17 protein-coding genes are annotated in these 16,197 nt (G+C 72.7%); 8 read left to right on the top strand and 9 right to left on the bottom strand.

The features are described from left to right. Nucleotides 1–49: 49 nt before the first annotated feature. Nucleotides 50–871, bottom strand: a complete 822-nt coding sequence (locus tag AB0C22_RS26820) for an inositol monophosphatase family protein (RefSeq protein WP_357537760.1) — start codon at nucleotides 869–871, stop codon at nucleotides 50–52. A gap of 464 nt (nucleotides 872–1,335) precedes the next feature. Between AB0C22_RS26820 and AB0C22_RS26825 the strand changes: the two genes are divergently transcribed. Together AB0C22_RS26825 and AB0C22_RS26830 are read left to right on the top strand one after the other, a co-directional pair. Beyond that, nucleotides 1,336–2,937, top strand: a complete 1,602-nt coding sequence (locus tag AB0C22_RS26825) for an RNA polymerase sigma factor (RefSeq protein WP_219468671.1) — start codon at nucleotides 1,336–1,338, stop codon at nucleotides 2,935–2,937. Nucleotides 2,938–3,185: 248 nt separating this feature from the next. Continuing rightward, nucleotides 3,186–3,419, top strand: coding sequence for a hypothetical protein (locus AB0C22_RS26830; RefSeq protein WP_088646450.1), 234 nt, complete (start codon nucleotides 3,186–3,188; stop codon nucleotides 3,417–3,419). A gap of 323 nt (nucleotides 3,420–3,742) precedes the next feature. Here AB0C22_RS26830 and AB0C22_RS26835 read toward each other — a convergent pair whose 3' ends face one another. From AB0C22_RS26835 to AB0C22_RS26845, 3 genes are all read right to left on the bottom strand, one after another. After that, complete coding sequence (locus tag AB0C22_RS26835; RefSeq protein ID WP_219468668.1) at nucleotides 3,743–5,476, bottom strand: DEAD/DEAH box helicase; 1,734 nt, start codon at nucleotides 5,474–5,476, stop codon at nucleotides 3,743–3,745. Nucleotides 5,477–5,673: 197 nt separating this feature from the next. Continuing rightward, nucleotides 5,674–6,324, bottom strand: a complete 651-nt coding sequence (locus tag AB0C22_RS26840; RefSeq protein ID WP_208569541.1) for a trimeric intracellular cation channel family protein — start codon at nucleotides 6,322–6,324, stop codon at nucleotides 5,674–5,676. Nucleotides 6,325–6,366: 42 nt separating this feature from the next. Beyond that, on the bottom strand, nucleotides 6,367–6,591 hold the full coding sequence (locus AB0C22_RS26845) for a DUF3039 domain-containing protein (protein ID WP_176739083.1): 225 nt from the start codon (nucleotides 6,589–6,591) through the stop codon (nucleotides 6,367–6,369). 84 nt (nucleotides 6,592–6,675) lie between these two features. On the opposite strand from AB0C22_RS26845, the gene AB0C22_RS26850 reads away from it, so the two are divergent. Further along, the gene (locus tag AB0C22_RS26850) at nucleotides 6,676–7,602 is read left to right on the top strand and encodes a pseudouridine-5'-phosphate glycosidase (RefSeq protein WP_219468661.1); all 927 of its coding nucleotides are present in this window, start codon (nucleotides 6,676–6,678) and stop codon (nucleotides 7,600–7,602) included. Beyond that, a complete protein-coding gene (locus AB0C22_RS26855; protein WP_208569543.1) occupies nucleotides 7,599–8,507 on the top strand; it encodes a PfkB family carbohydrate kinase in 909 nt (302 codons plus the stop codon). The genes AB0C22_RS26850 and AB0C22_RS26855 overlap by 4 nt, the downstream gene beginning before the upstream one ends. 61 nt (nucleotides 8,508–8,568) lie before the next feature. On the opposite strand, the gene AB0C22_RS26860 is transcribed toward AB0C22_RS26855, so the two are convergent. After that, nucleotides 8,569–8,928, bottom strand: coding sequence for a DUF3099 domain-containing protein (locus AB0C22_RS26860; protein WP_204923972.1), 360 nt, complete (start codon nucleotides 8,926–8,928; stop codon nucleotides 8,569–8,571). Between the two features lie 102 nt (nucleotides 8,929–9,030). On the opposite strand from AB0C22_RS26860, the gene AB0C22_RS26865 reads away from it, so the two are divergent. Together AB0C22_RS26865 and AB0C22_RS26870 are read left to right on the top strand one after the other, a co-directional pair. Next, on the top strand, nucleotides 9,031–9,318 hold the full coding sequence (locus AB0C22_RS26865; RefSeq protein WP_308291061.1) for a hypothetical protein: 288 nt from the start codon (nucleotides 9,031–9,033) through the stop codon (nucleotides 9,316–9,318). 13 nt (nucleotides 9,319–9,331) lie between these two features. Continuing rightward, nucleotides 9,332–9,640, top strand: coding sequence for a hypothetical protein (locus AB0C22_RS26870; RefSeq protein ID WP_208569545.1), 309 nt, complete (start codon nucleotides 9,332–9,334; stop codon nucleotides 9,638–9,640). A 60-nt stretch (nucleotides 9,641–9,700) separates the two neighbouring features. Here AB0C22_RS26870 and AB0C22_RS26875 read toward each other — a convergent pair whose 3' ends face one another. From AB0C22_RS26875 to AB0C22_RS26885, 3 genes are all read right to left on the bottom strand, one after another. Beyond that, nucleotides 9,701–10,900, bottom strand: coding sequence for a low temperature requirement protein A (locus AB0C22_RS26875; protein WP_357537763.1), 1,200 nt, complete (start codon nucleotides 10,898–10,900; stop codon nucleotides 9,701–9,703). Nucleotides 10,901–10,956: 56 nt separating this feature from the next. Then, entirely contained in the window at nucleotides 10,957–11,532 is a 576-nt protein-coding gene (locus AB0C22_RS26880; protein ID WP_219468652.1) for an HhH-GPD-type base excision DNA repair protein, read from the bottom strand. Nucleotides 11,533–11,662: 130 nt separating this feature from the next. Continuing rightward, entirely contained in the window at nucleotides 11,663–12,886 is a 1,224-nt protein-coding gene (locus tag AB0C22_RS26885) for a S8 family peptidase (protein ID WP_208569548.1), read from the bottom strand. Nucleotides 12,887–13,076: 190 nt separating this feature from the next. Here AB0C22_RS26885 and AB0C22_RS26890 point away from each other — a divergent pair, with 190 nt between their 5' ends. Together AB0C22_RS26890 and dtd are read left to right on the top strand one after the other, a co-directional pair. Next, nucleotides 13,077–14,561, top strand: coding sequence for a methyltransferase (locus tag AB0C22_RS26890; protein WP_219468649.1), 1,485 nt, complete (start codon nucleotides 13,077–13,079; stop codon nucleotides 14,559–14,561). Between the two features lie 141 nt (nucleotides 14,562–14,702). Beyond that, nucleotides 14,703–15,125: a D-aminoacyl-tRNA deacylase gene (dtd, locus tag AB0C22_RS26895; protein ID WP_357537766.1), complete on the top strand. Its 423-nt coding sequence runs from the start codon at nucleotides 14,703–14,705 to the stop codon at nucleotides 15,123–15,125. Nucleotides 15,126–15,372: 247 nt separating this feature from the next. Here dtd and AB0C22_RS26900 read toward each other — a convergent pair whose 3' ends face one another. After that, nucleotides 15,373–16,161, bottom strand: coding sequence for a sporulation protein (locus AB0C22_RS26900; RefSeq protein ID WP_219470793.1), 789 nt, complete (start codon nucleotides 16,159–16,161; stop codon nucleotides 15,373–15,375). Between the last annotated feature and the right edge of the window lie 36 nt (nucleotides 16,162–16,197).

The following is a 16,197-nucleotide window of genomic DNA, read 5'->3' on the forward strand; positions in this document are numbered from 1 at the left end:
GGGGACGACCGACCGGGGTCGGGGACGACCGAACGCCGGGCCGGCGGGGTCAGGGGCCGCCGGAGGCGTCCAGGGCGGCCAACCGGGTGTGCAGGGGCGCGAACAGCGCCGGTGGGGCCGCGATGACGAGGTCGGGGCCGGCGGGCCGGCCGTTCAGCCCGGTCACCCGCAGCCCGGCCTCTGCGGCGACCAGTCCCCCGGCGGCCAGGTCCCAGGCGGCCAGCCCCTTCTCGAAGTAGGCGTCCACCCGCCCCTCGGCGGCCAGGCAGAGATCCAGTGCCGCCGCCCCCATCCGCCGGATGTCCCGGACCTCCCCGATCAGCGCGGCGACCACCCGGGCCTGGTGCCGGCGGCGACCGGCGTCGTAGCCGAACCCGGTGGCGACCAGCGCCTGCCCCAGGTCGGTTTCGGTGGAGCAACGCAGCCGGGTGCCGTCCCGCCAGGCGCCGCCCCCCGCGGTGGCGGTCCACTCCTCGCCGGTCGACACGTTGCGGACCACCCCGGCGACGACCTCGCCGTCCACCTCGGCGGCGAGCGACACCGCGCAGTACGGCAACCCGTAGAGGTAGTTCACCGTGCCGTCGATCGGGTCGACGATCCAGCGCACCCCACCCGCCCCGACCGCACCGGCCTGCACCCCGCCGTACTCCTCGCCGAGCACCGCGTCGTCCGGCCGGGCCGCGCGCAGGGCGTCGCGGACCTGCCGCTCCACAGCCCGGTCGGCGGCGGTGACCACGTCGGTGACGGTGCTCTTGGTGGCCGCGACCGAGACCCCCTCGACCCGCATCCGGGCGGCGGTCGTGGCGGCGTCCCGGGCCACCGGGATCGCGATCTCAAGCAGATCCTGCGGTGTCGGTGTCGAACCGGTCATCGAAACTGCCCCTCTCGCGCCGCCCTGCGGCACCGGACGCACCAACCGGGCCCCCACGGCCGGGGACCCACCGGCCGCCGCGCCTGCCGTCCGGTGCGACACGCGCGCCCCACCGCGCATCGTCGATCTCCTCCGGACAGCATAGGCAGCCCGCGTCACGCCCGGACCCCGCCGGTGTGGCAGCAGGTCCGGGCCCCGATCGACGGCCCGTCCGACCCGGTCCGAGCGGGTGGCCACAAAGTCGACATCCGGGCCGAACCGGCGGTACAGACGGCCGGTTGCCGTGCGCCGCAGGATGATCGCGGCAACCGGGGTTACAATTCACCCTGCCCACGCGCCACGGACCGCAGCCGCACAGCCGGCCCGGGACACGGGGGTCACTCAACGACATCGCACGGCACGGCACGCCACGCTGCGCCGGACGACCCCGGCCGTGCTCGCTCTTCGCCTCCGGAAGGTCATTCGTGACAGAACCCCGCCAGCCCGGCGCCGACGTTCGCTCGCTCACCGACACCCTGATCGCCCACGCCCAGAGCGCCGGTGGTCAGCTGACGTCGGCCCAGCTCGCGCGCACCGTCGAGTCCGCCGAGGTGACCCCGGCCCAGGCCAAGAAGATCCTGCGGGCGCTCTCCGAGGCGGGCGTGACCGTGGTGGTCGACGGCTCCGCCAGCACCCGCCCCCGTCGGGTGGCCGCCGCCCGGTCGGCCACCCCGGCCTCGCGCGCCACCACCGCCAAGACCACCAAGAAGGCCGTCGCACCGGCTCCGAAGCAGGCGCCCGCCGCCGACGAGGCCACCGCGCCCACCCCGCGCAAGGTGGCCCCCCGCAAGGCGGCCACCACGGCGGGGGTGGCCGCCAAGGCCGCCGCGCCGGCCGCCAAGGCGACCAAGTCCACCCGGGCCACCAAGGCCACGGTGGCCGCCGCCGGTGCCGGCAAGGTCGCCACCAAGGGCGAGGGCGCCGAGGGCGAGATCGATCCCGAGCAGTTGGCCGCCGAGATCGAGGACGTGGTGGTCGAGGAGCCGGCCGAGCTGACCCGGGCCGCCGAGACCGATGCCGCCGCCTCCGCCACCGACAACGACTTCGAGTGGGACGACGAGGAGTCCGAGGCGCTCAAGCAGGCGCGGCGGGACGCGGAACTCACCGCCTCCGCCGACTCCGTCCGGGCGTACCTCAAGCAGATCGGCAAGGTTCCGCTGCTCAACGCCGAGCAGGAGGTCGAGCTGGCCAAGCGGATCGAGGCCGGGCTCTACGCCGCCGAGCGGCTGCGCGCCGCCGACGACGGCGAGGAGAAGCTCACCCGCGACATGCAGCGCGACCTGCTGTGGATCTCCCGGGACGGCGAGCGCGCCAAGAACCACCTGCTGGAGGCGAACCTCCGGCTGGTCGTCTCGCTGGCCAAGCGCTACACCGGGCGGGGGATGGCCTTCCTCGACCTGATCCAGGAGGGCAACCTCGGCCTGATCCGCGCGGTCGAGAAGTTCGACTACACCAAGGGTTACAAGTTCTCCACGTACGCCACCTGGTGGATCCGGCAGGCGATCACCCGGGCGATGGCCGACCAGGCCCGCACCATCCGCATCCCGGTGCACATGGTCGAGGTGATCAACAAGCTCGGCCGGATCCAACGCGAGCTGCTCCAGGACCTGGGTCGCGAGCCCACCCCGGAGGAGCTCGCCAAGGAGATGGACATCACACCCGAGAAGGTCCTCGAGATCCAGCAGTACGCTCGGGAGCCCATCTCGCTCGACCAGACCATCGGTGACGAGGGCGACAGCCAGCTCGGCGACTTCATCGAGGACTCGGAGGCCGTGGTCGCCGTCGACGCCGTCTCGTTCTCGCTGTTGCAGGACCAGCTCCAGCAGGTCCTGCAGACGCTTTCCGAGCGCGAGGCGGGGGTGGTACGGCTGCGCTTCGGCCTGACCGACGGCCAGCCGCGTACCCTCGACGAGATCGGCCAGGTCTACGGGGTGACCCGGGAACGGATCCGGCAGATCGAGTCCAAGACGATGTCCAAGCTCCGGCACCCGTCGCGCTCCCAGGTGCTCCGGGACTACCTGGACTGAGCCGTTCACGTCAACCCGTCGTGTCGGATTGATCACCAGGCGTAGAACATGCGAAGGTGACCGGTCCAACACGCGTTTGTGATCGTTGACGTGGCACCCTGGTAGCACGGCACACTGTCCTTCCCGTCAGGTGTGACCTCGGTCCCCCGCGGGCACACTGGGAAGGCGGGGCCCGGTAAGGGTGTTGCACGATGAGTGAGCAACGACCGAAGAGAGTGTTCATCGGTGACGACCAGAGGAGGAAGGCGATGACCCCGACCCTCACGCCGCCGCCCGAAACGGTGGCTCCCCCAGCCGCCGATGAACGGTGCGACCGCTGCAATGCTGCCGGCAAGCTCCGTATCACTCTGGCGGGTGGGAGCGAGTTGGTGTTCTGTGGGCACCACGCGAACAAGTACGCCGAGGATCTCGTGAAGATCACGGTGAAGTTCGCGACGGACCCGGAGTTCAGCTGGCGAGGCGCCGATCTGATGGCGAACTGACCCGGCAACCCCTACGACGACATAGCTGGGCGGGGGCACCCTGAGGGTGCCCCCGCCCAGCTTTTCGCTACCCACCCCACCCCACTACCCGCCCACCCCACTACCCGCCCCGTCCCCTCCCGCCACCAGTCCCGCTCCCCGTCCCGGCCGCCGCCCCCGGTGATCAAGAGGTTTCGGTCACCGAAGCGCCTGTTTCTGACCCAAACCTCTTGATCACCGGGGAGACCACGGGACGGGACCGCCGGGGAGACCACGGGACGAGGGAGCGGGACGGGACCGCCGGGGAGAGCCGGGGAGACCCGGGGACGGGGGCAGCGGGGCGGTCAGAGGGTTTGGAGGGTGGCTATGCGTTCTTCGAGTTGTTCGATGGTGGCCTGGGCGCTGGGGGGGCCGCCGCAGAGTCGGCGGAGTTCCGCGTGGATCTTGCCGTGGGGCAGGCCGGTGCGGTGGTGCCGGGCGGCCACCAGGGCGTTCAGTTGACGCCGTAGCGCCACGCGGCGCTGGGCGGCACTCAGGGGTACCACGGGGGCAGCGGGGGGCGCAGCGGCCGGCTCAGCGGCCCGGGTGGCTGCCCGGCGGCGCTGCGCGGCGAGCTGGTCGGCCTGGCGTTTGGTCAGCAGCTGCGACACCTGGGCGGCGGTGAGCAGGCCGGGCAGCCCCAGATATTCCTCCTCCTCGGGGGTGCCGGCCTGGGCGGCGGTACCGAAGGACGCCCCGTCGAAGATCACCTGGTCCAGCTCGGCGGTCGCGGACAGCGCGGTGAACCGCTTTTCCAGCTCGCCGCTGGCCTGGTCGTCGCGCTGGGCGCGCTCCAGCAGCTCGTCGTCGAAGCCCTCCCGGTCCTTGGGCTTGCCCAGCACGTGGTCCCGCTCGGCCTCCATCTCGCTGGCCAGGCCCAGCAGGTGCGGCACGCTCGGCACGAACACCGAGGCCGTCTCACCGGAGCGACGGGCCCGGACGAACCGGCCGATGGCCTGGGCGAAGTAGAGCGGGGTGCTGGCGCTGGTGGCGTACACCCCGACGGCCAGCCGGGGGATGTCGACGCCCTCGGAGACCATCCGGACCGCCACCAGCCACCGTTGGGTGGACGCCGCGAACGACGCGATCCGCGCGGACGCCCCCTGGTCGTCGGAGAGGACCACGGTGGCCTTCTCCCCGGTCACCTGCTCGATCAGCTTGGCGTACGAACGGGCGGTCTGCTGGTCGCTGGCGATGATCAGGCCACCGGCGTCGGCCATCCCGGCGTTACGCAGCACGGTCAGCCGGGCGTCGGCCGCCCGCAGCACCTGCGGCATCCAGTCCCCGGCCGGGTCGAGGGCGGTCCGCCAGGCCTGGGCGATCAGGTCCTGGGTCATCGGCTCACCGAGCCGCGCCGCCAACTCGTCCCCGGCGTTGGTACGCCACCGGGTCTCCCCCGAGTACGCCAGGAACAGCACCGGGCGTACGACGCCGTCGCGCAGCGCGTCGGCGTAGCCGTAGACCGAGTCGGCGCGGGACCGCAGCAGCCCGTCACCGCCGCGCTCGTAGCTGACGAACGGGATCGGGTTGTCGTCGGAGCGGAACGGCGTGCCGGTGAGCATCAGCCGGCGTACGGCGGGTTCGAAGGCGTTCTTGACCCCGTCGCCCCAGGAGCGGGAGTCCCCGGCGTGGTGGATCTCGTCGAGGATGACCAGGGTGCGGCGGGTCATGGTGCGCCGCCGGTGCACCTGCGGGGCCATCCCGACCTGGGCGTAGGTGACGACCGCGCCGTGGAAGTCGGCGGCGGAGTGCAGGTCGGCGTTGCGGAACGCGGAGTCGAGCTGGATGCCGACCCGGGCGGCGGCCTGCGCCCACTGGGTCTTGAGGTGCTCGGTCGGGGCGACCACGGTGACCGCCTCGACGGTGCCGTCGACCAGCAGCTCGGCGGCGATCCGCAGGGCGAAGGTGGTCTTGCCGGCGCCGGGGGTGGCGACCGCGGTGAAGTCGTCGGTACGACGGCGCAGGTATTCCACCATCGCCTTGCGCTGCCAGGCACGCAGGGGTGGGAACGTCTCCAACGCCGGCAACCGGGGTGCCACCCGAGGCTCCTCTCCGACCGCACGAGGCGGATCCGGGCCGAGGGCCACGGTTCCGCCGCCCATGAAAACGCCTCCGCGCAGGGCCTGCCGCGAAGGCCGGCCCAGCATAACCAGCCGCGCCCGGCAACCCCAGCCGACACCACGCCCGCCGCCCCGACCAGCGCCGTCGCGAGATGTGGGGCACGGGGCGAGGTGGATCAGAAGCCGGGGTGGCCGGGCCCGGTCTGCGGGGGGCGCATCGTGGCAACCGGGGCCGACCACCGCCGCCGCAGCGCCACCAGGCGCAGGACGAAGACCAGCAGTGCCGCCGCGGTCAGCCCGCCCACCCCGGCGTACCCGAGCGCCGCCAGCAGCACCACCATGATCGATCCGGCGAGCGCGGCGACGGCGTAGATCTCCCGGCGCAGCACCACCGGGATCTCGGCGGTGAGCAGGTCCCGGCCCAGCCCTCCGCCGATCGCGGTGAGCATGCCGATCACCACCGCGCCGACCGCCGGGACCCGGGCGTCGAGCGCCTTGAGTGTGCCGGTGACGGTGAACAGGCCCAGACCGGCGGCGTCGAGCACCAGCACGCTGGTGCGCAGCCGGGCGAACTGCGGGTGCAGCCAGAACACGGCGGTGGCGCTGACCGCGGCGGTGGCGGCGTAGCGCCAGTCGGCGAAGGCCAGCGGCGGGACCTCGTCGATGACCAGGTCACGGAAGATCCCACCGCCCAGCGCGGCGACGAACCCGACGAAGACGACGCCGAACAGGTCGAGCCGCTTGGCCACCGCCGCGGAGGCGCCGGAGGCGGCGAAGACGGCCACCCCGGTCAGGTCGGCCAGGAGCAGCGCGGTGGAGGTGGTCACACCGCCGAAGGGTACGGGTGCGGCCCGCCGGACCGCCCCGGATCACTCACGGTACGAGTCGTAGATCTCCTTGCACTTGGGGCAGACCGGCGAGCCGGGCTTGGCGGCCTTGGTCACCGGGAACGTCTCGCCGCAGAGCGCCACCACGTAGGTGCCCATCACGGCACTCTCGGCGATCTTCTCCTTGCGTACGTAATGGAACATCTCGGGACCGGTGTCGGCGTCCTTCAACTCGGGACGCTCAAGAACCTCTGTACTCACAGTCACACCTCCAACTGCACAAGTTTGGCAGGTCGACCGGGTCCGGTCCACCGCAGCCCACCCCGTCGGCGGCCAGTTACGGTAGCTGACGTGACCACCTTTCACCTCCGACCCGGAACCGAGGTCGCCGAAGCCCTGCGTGACGGCCGTCCCGTCGTCGCCCTGGAGAGCACCATCGTCTCGCACGGTCTGCCCCGACCGGACAACCTGCGGGTCGCCCGGGAGATCGAGCAGACCGTCCGCGCCGCCGGCGCCGTGCCCGCCACCATCGGAATGGTCGGCGGCGAACTCGTCGTCGGCCTCGACGACGCCCAACTGACCCGCCTCGCCACCGTCGACGGTGTGGCCAAGCTCTCCGTCCGCGACCTCGCCGTGGCCGCGGCCACCGGCGCGGACGGCGCCACCACCGTGGCCGCCACCAGCGCGGTGGCCGCCGCCGCGGGGATCGGGGTCTTCGCCACCGGCGGCCTGGGCGGGGTGCACCGGGAGGCCGCGCAGACCTTCGACGAGTCGGCCGACCTGGTCACCCTGGCCCGTACCCCGATCGCGGTGGTCTGCGCCGGGGTCAAGTCGATCCTCGACGTCGGGGCCACCCTGGAGCGGTTGGAGACCCTCGGCGTCGGGGTGGTCGGCTACCGCACCCGGCGTTTCCCCGGCTTCTACCTGACCGACTCCGGGTTCGACCTGGACTGGTCGGTGGACTCCCCCGAGCAGGTCGCCGCGGTGCTCGCCGCCCGGGAGCAGCACGGGGTGCACGGTGGCGGCCTGATCGTGGCCAACCCGCTCCCGGTCGACGAGCAGCTCGACCCGGCGCTGCACGACCGCACCCTCACCGAGGGGCTGGCACGGCTGGGCCGCGACGGCGTCACCGGCAAGGCGGTCACCCCGTTCCTGCTGGCCCACTTCCACTCGGCCACCGAGGGCGCCAGCCTGGCGGTCAACGTCCGGATCATCCTGCGCAACGCCGACCTGGCGGCGCGGATCGCGGTCGCGGCGGCCGGACACCCCGCCGCATGACCGCTCCCGGTCGGATCGTGGTGGTCGGCGACCTGATCACCGACGTGGTCGCCGTGCTGGCCGGAGCACTGGCCACCGGCTCGGACACCCCGGCGACCATCAAGGTCACCGGGGGTGGTCAGGCGGCCAACACCGCCGCCTGGATCGCCGCCCAGCACGCACCGGTGACGCTTGTCGGCGCGGTCGGCGACGACGGCGCCGGTCGGGACCGGGTGGCCGAGCTGGAACGGGCCGGGGTGGACTGCGCGGTCGAGGTGCATCCGCAGGCCACCACCGGGACGGTGATCGTGCTGGCCACCGCCGACGAGCGGACCATGGTCACCGAGCGGGGGGCGAACCTGCGGCTGAGCCCCGAGCACGTCGACCGGGCCCTGGCGGCGGTGCCCGACGCGACCCACCTGCACCTGTCCGCGTACTGCCTGCTGGATGCCGGGTCGCGACCGGCCGGGCTGCGCGCGTTGGCCGCCGCCCGCGAGCGTGGGCTGACCACCAGCGTCGACGCCGCCTCCGCCGCGCCGCTGCGGCGGATCGGCGCGGCGGCTTTCCTGTCCTGGGTACGCGACGTCGACCTGCTGTTGGTCAACGCGGACGAGGCGGGGGTGCTGGCCGGCGGGCTGGATCCGGCGGCCCAGGCGCGCGCGTTGTCGGCGGCGGCCCGTCGGGTGGTGGTCAAACGCGGCGGCGCGGGGGCGATCTGGGTGGACCGGCGGGCCACCGTCGGGGTGACCCCGTCGCTGCGGGTCGCCGTGGTGGACGTCACCGGGGCCGGGGACGCCTTCGCGGCCGGCCTGCTCACCGCCTGGATCACCGGCGCGACCCCGAGGGCCGCGTTGACCCGGGCCGCCGACCTGGGTGCCCTGGCGGTCTCGATGGTGGGTGCCCGGCCGGAGGCGACCGGCGGGTGACACCGGGCCGGAGGCGACCGGCGGGTGACAGTGCCGGCTACGCCCGCACCGGCTGGCCCCGTCAGGGTTCGGCGTCGATGATCCGGTGCGGGCGTTCCTCGGCGGTGAGGCTCATCGGCGGGGTCTCGTCGCGGTGGCGGGGCTGGAACCTGGTGGCGAGGCGGTGTTGCTCCTTGGGCGGCCGGTCGTTGGCGAGCAGCACCGCCAGCCAGGGGATGAGGATCATGCCCAGCGCCACCAGGGGCAGCCAGAGCCAGAGCAGCGGGGCCTTGGTGCCGACCAGGACCGCTCCGGCGATCACGCAGGCCACCCGGATGCCCATCATCAGCACGTACCGCTTCTGCCGGCTGGTGAGTTGGTCGTCCTGGCTGCGCGAGGCGTCGGTGATCAGAATCGGCTGGTACGCCTGACGCTTCACCATGGACCTCCTGAGGGGATTGCCCCCATCCTGTCACCGCACCACCTTGATCAGCGAAAATCGACGCATACCGGGATCGTGTTACGTGCGTGGTACGCTCCGGCGGTGGGCAGCCGGTTCAGCTTCACCGACGAGGCGTTGGCCAACCTGCGGGTCTACGACGTCACCCCCGGGGAAGTCTGGGAGGCGCTGCACAGCACCCGCCGGGTGATCCGGCATCTCGGTGAGGACCTGACGGTCGTCTACGCGGCGGGCGCTCGCGGCCGACGGCTGGCCATCCTGCTCGCCGAGGCCGACGGCACCGACCACGACTGGGACGTCCTCTCCGCCCGTGACCTGAGCGACGTCGAGGCCAAGCGCTACGACGAGGCCGTGCGGAGAACGCGCCGATGAGGAGGCGACGGCGATGAACCGTAACGAGGCCATCAAGCGATTCCACGGCGACGACGCGTTCGCCGACCTGATCGACGACAGCCCGCCGGTCGAGCTGCCCACCCCCGACACGGACGTGCCGATGGTCAGCCGCTCGGTACGCCTGCCGACGGACACCTACGAGCGGGTCCGGGCGGCGGCCGAGGCCCGGGGCATCGGGGTCACCACGCTGATGCGGCAGTGGATCGAGGCCGGCCTGGCCGACCTGGACGACTCGGCCACCGTCTCGCTGGCCGACGTACGCCGGGCGCTCGCCTCGCTGTCCCGCCCCACCGCCGCCTGACCTGCGGCGGACGCCCCCGCCCCACCGCCGGTCGACCCCGCGCCGACTGACGCAGCTGGTTCACAGGGCCGGCCGGGGCCGCTCCGGGGCGTGCCCGAGCGCCCGGCGGTAGTCGGCGACGGTGATCGCCGCCAGCACGGCGGCCGCCGCAGCCAGTGCCAGCACGGTGGCCGTCCGGGTCACGACGGGCACCAGCGCGGCCAGGGCGAGCACCCCGACGACCCGGGACCGGGAGACCCGCCCGAAAATCTCGTACTCGAAGCGGGCGCGGGCGACCAGGAAGATCGCCGGGCCGCCCATCATGAAGACCGCCCAGGACGGTTCGGTGGGCTGGTACGGGTGCACGATCGCCAGCTCGTAGCCGACGGCCGTGGCCAGCACTCCGGCGACGATCACCAGGTGGGTCCAGCTCACCGACTCCCCCAGCCGGCCGGGCCGGTCGGCCACCCGGATCGCCTCGGAGAGCAGGTGACCCGCCCTGTGGAAGTAGATCCGCCAGAGCAGCACGGTGGTCACGAAGGACAGCAGGAAGGCCCCCGAGCTGGCCCCGGAAAAGCTGTACCCGCTGAAGGACAACCCGATGATGAGGATGTTCTCGCCGAGGGCGATCAGGAAGAACTGCTGGTAACGCTCGGCCAGGTGTTCCCCCAGCACCCCCCAGGTGGAGGTGCGGGTCGCGCCGAGCCTGGGCACCGGCCAACCGAACATCAACCCCGCGTAGTCGACGAGGACGGCCAACGACCAGCAGGCCAGCCGCCACGACCCGGTGAACACCGCGCCGAGCACCCAGGGCACCGCGCTCATCACCGCCCAGGCCACCACCCGCATGGTGACCAGGCGTCGTGGATGCCCCCGCAACGCCAGCGTGAGGAAGAGCGGTCGCCCCACCTGCACCGCCACGAACGCGAGGGCGAAGGCCAGCCCCCGGCTGTCGAAGGCCCGTGGGGTGGCGACCGCCATCACCATGCTGCCCAGCATCGAGTAGACCACCACGAACTGGATCTCCGGGCGCTCCGGTTCGTACCGGCTGGTGACCCAGGCGGTGAACGTCCAGACCGCCCAGAAGGCCAGAAAGATCACCAGGGTCTGGGTGATCTCGGCCAGCAGATCCTGACGGACGACGCTCAGGTCGTCGATGATCCGCTGGGAGACCCGGGTCAACGCGAAGACGAACACCAGGTCGAAGAAGAGCTCCAGGAAGGTGGTCCGGGGTGAGCTCAGCCCGCCGCGCAGCAGCGCCGCCCCCCGCTCGTCCGCCATCGTCCACCCGTCGCCGCTGTCGCGGATCTCAACGAGCCGACCCGGCTCCGGTTGCGTCAGCCCTTGTCCGCCTTCGCCGCCGCCTTCACCTGCTGCTTGTACTCGCGGACCCGACGCAGCGACTCCGCATCGGTGACGTCAGCGACCGACCGGTAGGTGTCCGGGTCGCCGTAGCCGCCGGCGGCCTCCCGCCAGCCGTCGGGGCGCACGTCGTACCGCTTGCCGAGCAGGGCGACGAAGATCTGCGCCTTCTGGGTGCCAAAGCCGGGCAGGTCGGCGATGCGGCGCAGCAGTTCCCGTCCGTCGTCGACGTCCGCCCAGAGCCGGCCGGCGTCGCCGGCGTACCGGTCGACCAGGATCCGGCACAGCTGCTGCACCCGGCCGGCCATCGCCTTCGGGAACCGGTGCAGCGCAGGCGGCCGGGCGAAGACCTCGACCAGTTCCTGCGGGTCGTAGCCGGCCAGCTCCCGGGCGTCCGGGTCGTGCCCCAGCCGTTGGGCGAGCACGTACGGCGAGGAGAACGCCTTCTCCATCGGCACCTGTTGGTCGAGCAGCATCCCGGTCAGCAGGGCCAGTGGGCTGCGCTCCAGCAGCCGGTTGGCCTCGCCGTCGATGGGCAGCGAGAGCGTCATGCCCCCATCCTGCCCGCCCCGGCCGCCCGCCCGGCCGACATCCGGTGCGGTCCGCCGCGCCGGGAGGCGTCCGGACGCGGCGCGGCCCGGTGGACACGGGTGTCCACCGGGCCGTCGGTGCCGTGGGGCGTCAGTTCACGACGAAGAGCAGCCGGTTCGGCGAGCCCGAGCCGGGGCTGGTCACCACGTTCGGGGTGGCGCTGCCGGTCAGCGAGCTGGCGACCTGCGCCGGGGTGTACGAGGGGTTGGCCGACAGGACCAGGGCGGCGGCACCGGCGACGTGCGGGGACGCCATCGAGGTGCCACTGATCGAGTTGGTGGCGGTGTCGTTGGTGTTCCAGGACGAGGTGATGTTCGAGCCCGGCGCGAACAGGTCGACGCAGGTGCCGAAGTTGGAGTAGGAGGCCCGCGCGTCGGTGTTGGTGGTGGCGCCGACGGTGATCGCCGAGGCGACCCGTGCCGGGGAGGAGGTGCAGGCGTCGGCGCTGGAGTTGCCGGCCGCCAGCGCGTACGTGATGCCCGAGCTGATCGAGCTGGCCACCGCGTTGTCGATGGCGGTGCTGGCCCCGCCGCCGAGGCTCATGTTGGCCACCGCCGGCTTGACCGCGTTGGCGGTCACCCAGTTGATGCCGTTGACCACAGCGGTGGTGCTGCCGCGACCCCGGCAGTTGAGCACCTTCACCGCGACCAGCTGCACGCCCTTGGCCACACCGTACTTGGTGCCGCCGACGGTGCCCGCGACGTGGGTGCCGTGGCCGTTGCAGTCGGTGTTGTTGGAGTCGACCGCGTTGGTGCCCCAGGTGGCCCGGCCGCCGAAGTCGGTGTGGGTGGTCCGGATGCCGGTGTCGATGATGTACGCCCGCACGTTGGTGGCCGTGTTCGGGTAGGTGTAGCTGGAGTTCAGCGGCAGGTTGCGCTGGTCGATGCGGTCCAGACCCCAGGACGGCGGGTTGGTCTGGGTCGCCTGGACGGTCACCACCCGGTCCTGCTCGACGTAGGCCACCGACGGGTCGGCGGCGAGCCGGCGGGCCTGGCTGGCGCTCATCTTCGCGCTGAACCCGGTGAGGGCGGCGCTGTAGACGTCGGCGACGTTCCCGCCGTACCGCTTGGTGAGGCTGGCGGCGCGGTCCGGCACGGCGGTCCGGGCGGCCCGGCTGTTGGCGGTGCCGACGGCGTCGCCCTTCAACACGACCAGGTAGCTGCCGCTGATCGCGTCCGGGGAGGAGGCGTAGCGGATCTGTCCGGTGGGGGCGGCGAGGGCGGGGGCGCCAGCGGCGACGGAGAGGGCCGCGGCGGTGGCCGCGACGGCGACCGCGCGGAGCGCGTGACGCCGGGGGACGGACACGTCGGACATCGTCTGAACTCCCTACCGGGTACGACCGGGCAGGCAGGGGCCGCCCGAACGTCCCATCGACGGATGTTGGAGGGAATGCTAACGAGACATCGACGTACGTAACAGAGATAACGGCCGGGGGATTGAGGTGGCGTTATGGAAGTCAGCGGGTGCCCGCCACCGGTGCCCCCACGCCAGGCAGGATGACGTGGTGGACCGTGACGACATGCTGCTCTCCCCCGCCGGCGTCGAGGCGCTACGCGCCGCGCTCACCAGCGCCGACTTCACCGCCAACGGCATCGCCGGCCGACTCGGCCCGCAGGCCACCGGCGGGGTGGCCCGCAACGACTTCCGGGCCGCGCTGCGCGCCACCGAGGACCGCGACCCGCTGGGCACCCTGATCCGGGTGTTCATCTGCGACCAGACCGAACCGGAACCGGCGGTCGCCGCCGCGCTCGCCCCGCTCGACCTCGCCGACGCCGTCGCCGCCGGCCTCGTCGAGCCGTACGGTGACGGGCTGCGCGCCGGGGTCGACCTGGAACCCTACGGGGACGCCTGGTGGGTGCTCGCCGACGTACCGGCCAGCGCCCGCCCGGGTCGACCGCTGCACAGCGAACACGTGCTCGGCATCGGCGGGGCCACCCAGACCCTGATCGGCGCGACCGTCCGCCACCCGGTGGACACCGCACTGGACCTGGGCACCGGGTCCGGGGTGCAGGCCCTGCACCTGGCCACCCACGCCCGGCGGGTCACCGCCACCGACGTGTCGCAACGGGCGCTGCGCTTCGCCGCCACCACCGCCGCCCTCAACGGGCAGGACTGGGAACTGCTGCGCGGTGACCTGGTCGCCCCGGTGGCCGGCCGGCGGTTCGACCTGGTGGTCAGCAACCCGCCGTTCGTGGTCGGGCCGGGCACCACCACCCACGTCTACCGGGACTCCGGCCGGGTCGGCGACGCGATCGGCGCTGAACTGGCCGCCGCCGCGCCGGGCCTGCTCACCGAGGGCGGCACCATGCAGTACCTCGCCAACTGGGTGCACGTCGCCGGGGAGGACTGGGCGGAACGGGTGACCGGCTGGTTCGCCGGCACCGGCCTGGACGCCTGGGTGATCCAGCGCGAGGTGGCCGACCCGATGGCGTACGTCCACCTGTGGCTGACCGACGTCGGCGAGGCGACCGACCCGCACCGGGCGGCAGCCTGGCTGGACTGGTTCGACGCGCACAAGGTCGAGTCGATCGGATTCGGCATCGTCTCGCTGCGCCGCAACGGTCACGAGGACCCGGTCGTCCGGGTGGAGGACCTGCGGCAGCGGGTCGAGCCACCCCTGGGCGACCAGGTCGCCGGCTGGTTCGACCGGCAGGACCTCCTACGTGCCCACGGTGCCGACGGCCTGCTCGACCTTCGCTACCGGGCGGCCCCGGGGCTGCAACTGCGCCAGGAGGCGACGATCGGCGACGAGGGCTGGGCGGTGGACCGGCAGGTCCTGACGATGCCGCACGGGCTGCGCTGGAGCGAGGAGATCGACCCGCTGGTGCTGGCCCTGGTCGGCGGCTGCGACGGACGGCTGCCGCTGCGCGACCAGCTCGCCCTGCTCGCCGCCGCGCACGACGTCACCCCCGACGAGCTGGCCGAGGCGGCCGGCCCGATCGTGGCGCGGCTGATCGAGCGGGGCCTCGTCGAACCGGTGACCAACTGATGCGCCCGGTCGAGCGAGGCATCCCGATGCGGGCGGTCGAACGGGGCATCCCGATGCGGGCGGTCGAACGGGGCATCGTCAAAGCGGTGACCAACTGATGCGCCCGGTCGAACGGGGCATCGTCAAAGCGGTGACCGGCTGATGCGGGCGGTGGTGCAGACGGTCGAACGGGCCAGCGTCACCGTCGACGGCGAGGTGGTCGGCGCGATCACCGACGGCCTGCTGGTGCTGCTGGGCATCACCCACACCGACACCCCCGAGTTGGCCCGGACGATGGCCCGCAAGGTGCACGAGCTGCGCATCCTCGACGACGAACGCAGCGCCGCCGACACCGGTGCCCCGATCCTGCTGGTCAGCCAGTTCACCCTCTACGGCGACACCCGCAAGGGCCGCCGCCCGAGCTGGCTCGCCGCCGCCCCCGCCGAGGTGGCCGAACCGCTGGTCACCGCCGTGGTCGAGGCGCTCCGCGCCCGGGGCGCGACGGTCGAGACGGGCCGCTTCCGCACCCACATGCTCGTCGAGAGCACCAACACCGGCCCCCGCACCCTCCTCCTGGACCTCTGACCCTGCCCCCTCCCTCCCTCCCATCCCCCTCCCCCACCCCACCCCAGCCCCCAGCCCCCAGCCCCGGTGATCAAGAAGTTTGCGTCAAGTTCGATCTTCAAAGTGACGCAAACTTCTTGATCACCGGGGCTGGGCGAGCCGGGGCTGGGCGAGCAGGGCGGGGCGGAGCGGGGCGAGCAGGGCGGGGTGGGGCGGGTTGGGTGGGGGGTGGGTGGGGGTTGGGGTGAGCGGGGTGGTGTGGGGTGGGTTAGGAGAAGAGGCCTCGGCGTTGGAGGGACTGGCGGAGCCAGCCGTCGAGTTGGGCGGCCCAGTCGGTGCGATCGGCGGTGGCGTGGTCGACGGTGAACCGGCCGAAGGCGTCCCGACCCTCGGTGAACAGGCCACCCCGCTTGTCCATCTCCAGCACCACCTGCACCTGGTGCGGGTCGGTGACGAAGGTGACCTCCAGCTGGTTGATCGCTCCGGCGTACTGCGGGGCGGGGTAGAACTCGATCTCCTGGTAGAACGGCAGGCTCTGCCGTACGCCATAGATGTGGCCGCGCTCGACGTCGGCGCGGGCGAACCGGAAGCCCAGCCGCAGCAGCGCCTCCAGCAGCCGCTCCTGAGCCGGCAGTGGGTGCACCGACACCGCGTCCAGGTCACCCTTGTCGACTGCGCGGGCCACCTCCAGCTCGGTACGCAGCCCCATCGTCATCCCGTGCAGCCGGTGGCCGTACAGGTCGGTCAGCGGGGTCTCCCACGGCACGGCGAACCGGAACGGGATGTCGTAGCGCTGCCCCGCCTCCAGCCGGAACGGGCCGGTGACCTGCTGGCGGGCGAACTCCTGGGTGGTCTCGTAGTCGGAGTCGGCACTCTCCACCTCGACCCGGGTGACCAGGCCGAGCGCCACGTACTCGATGTCGGCGGCGTGGTCGCCGCCGGCCACGTGGACCCGCCCCTCCAGCACCCCGCCGGGACGGCAGTTCGGATTAGCGAGCACGGTCTCCACCGACGGACCGCCCACCCCCATCGACTGCATGAGCCGTTTGAAGACCACCACGTCCTCCATTGCCTGTCGCATCGCCGACCCCGA

Source organism: Micromonospora sp. NPDC048894 (assembly GCF_040649765.1).
GTDB lineage: Bacteria > Actinomycetota > Actinomycetes > Mycobacteriales > Micromonosporaceae > Micromonospora > Micromonospora antibiotica.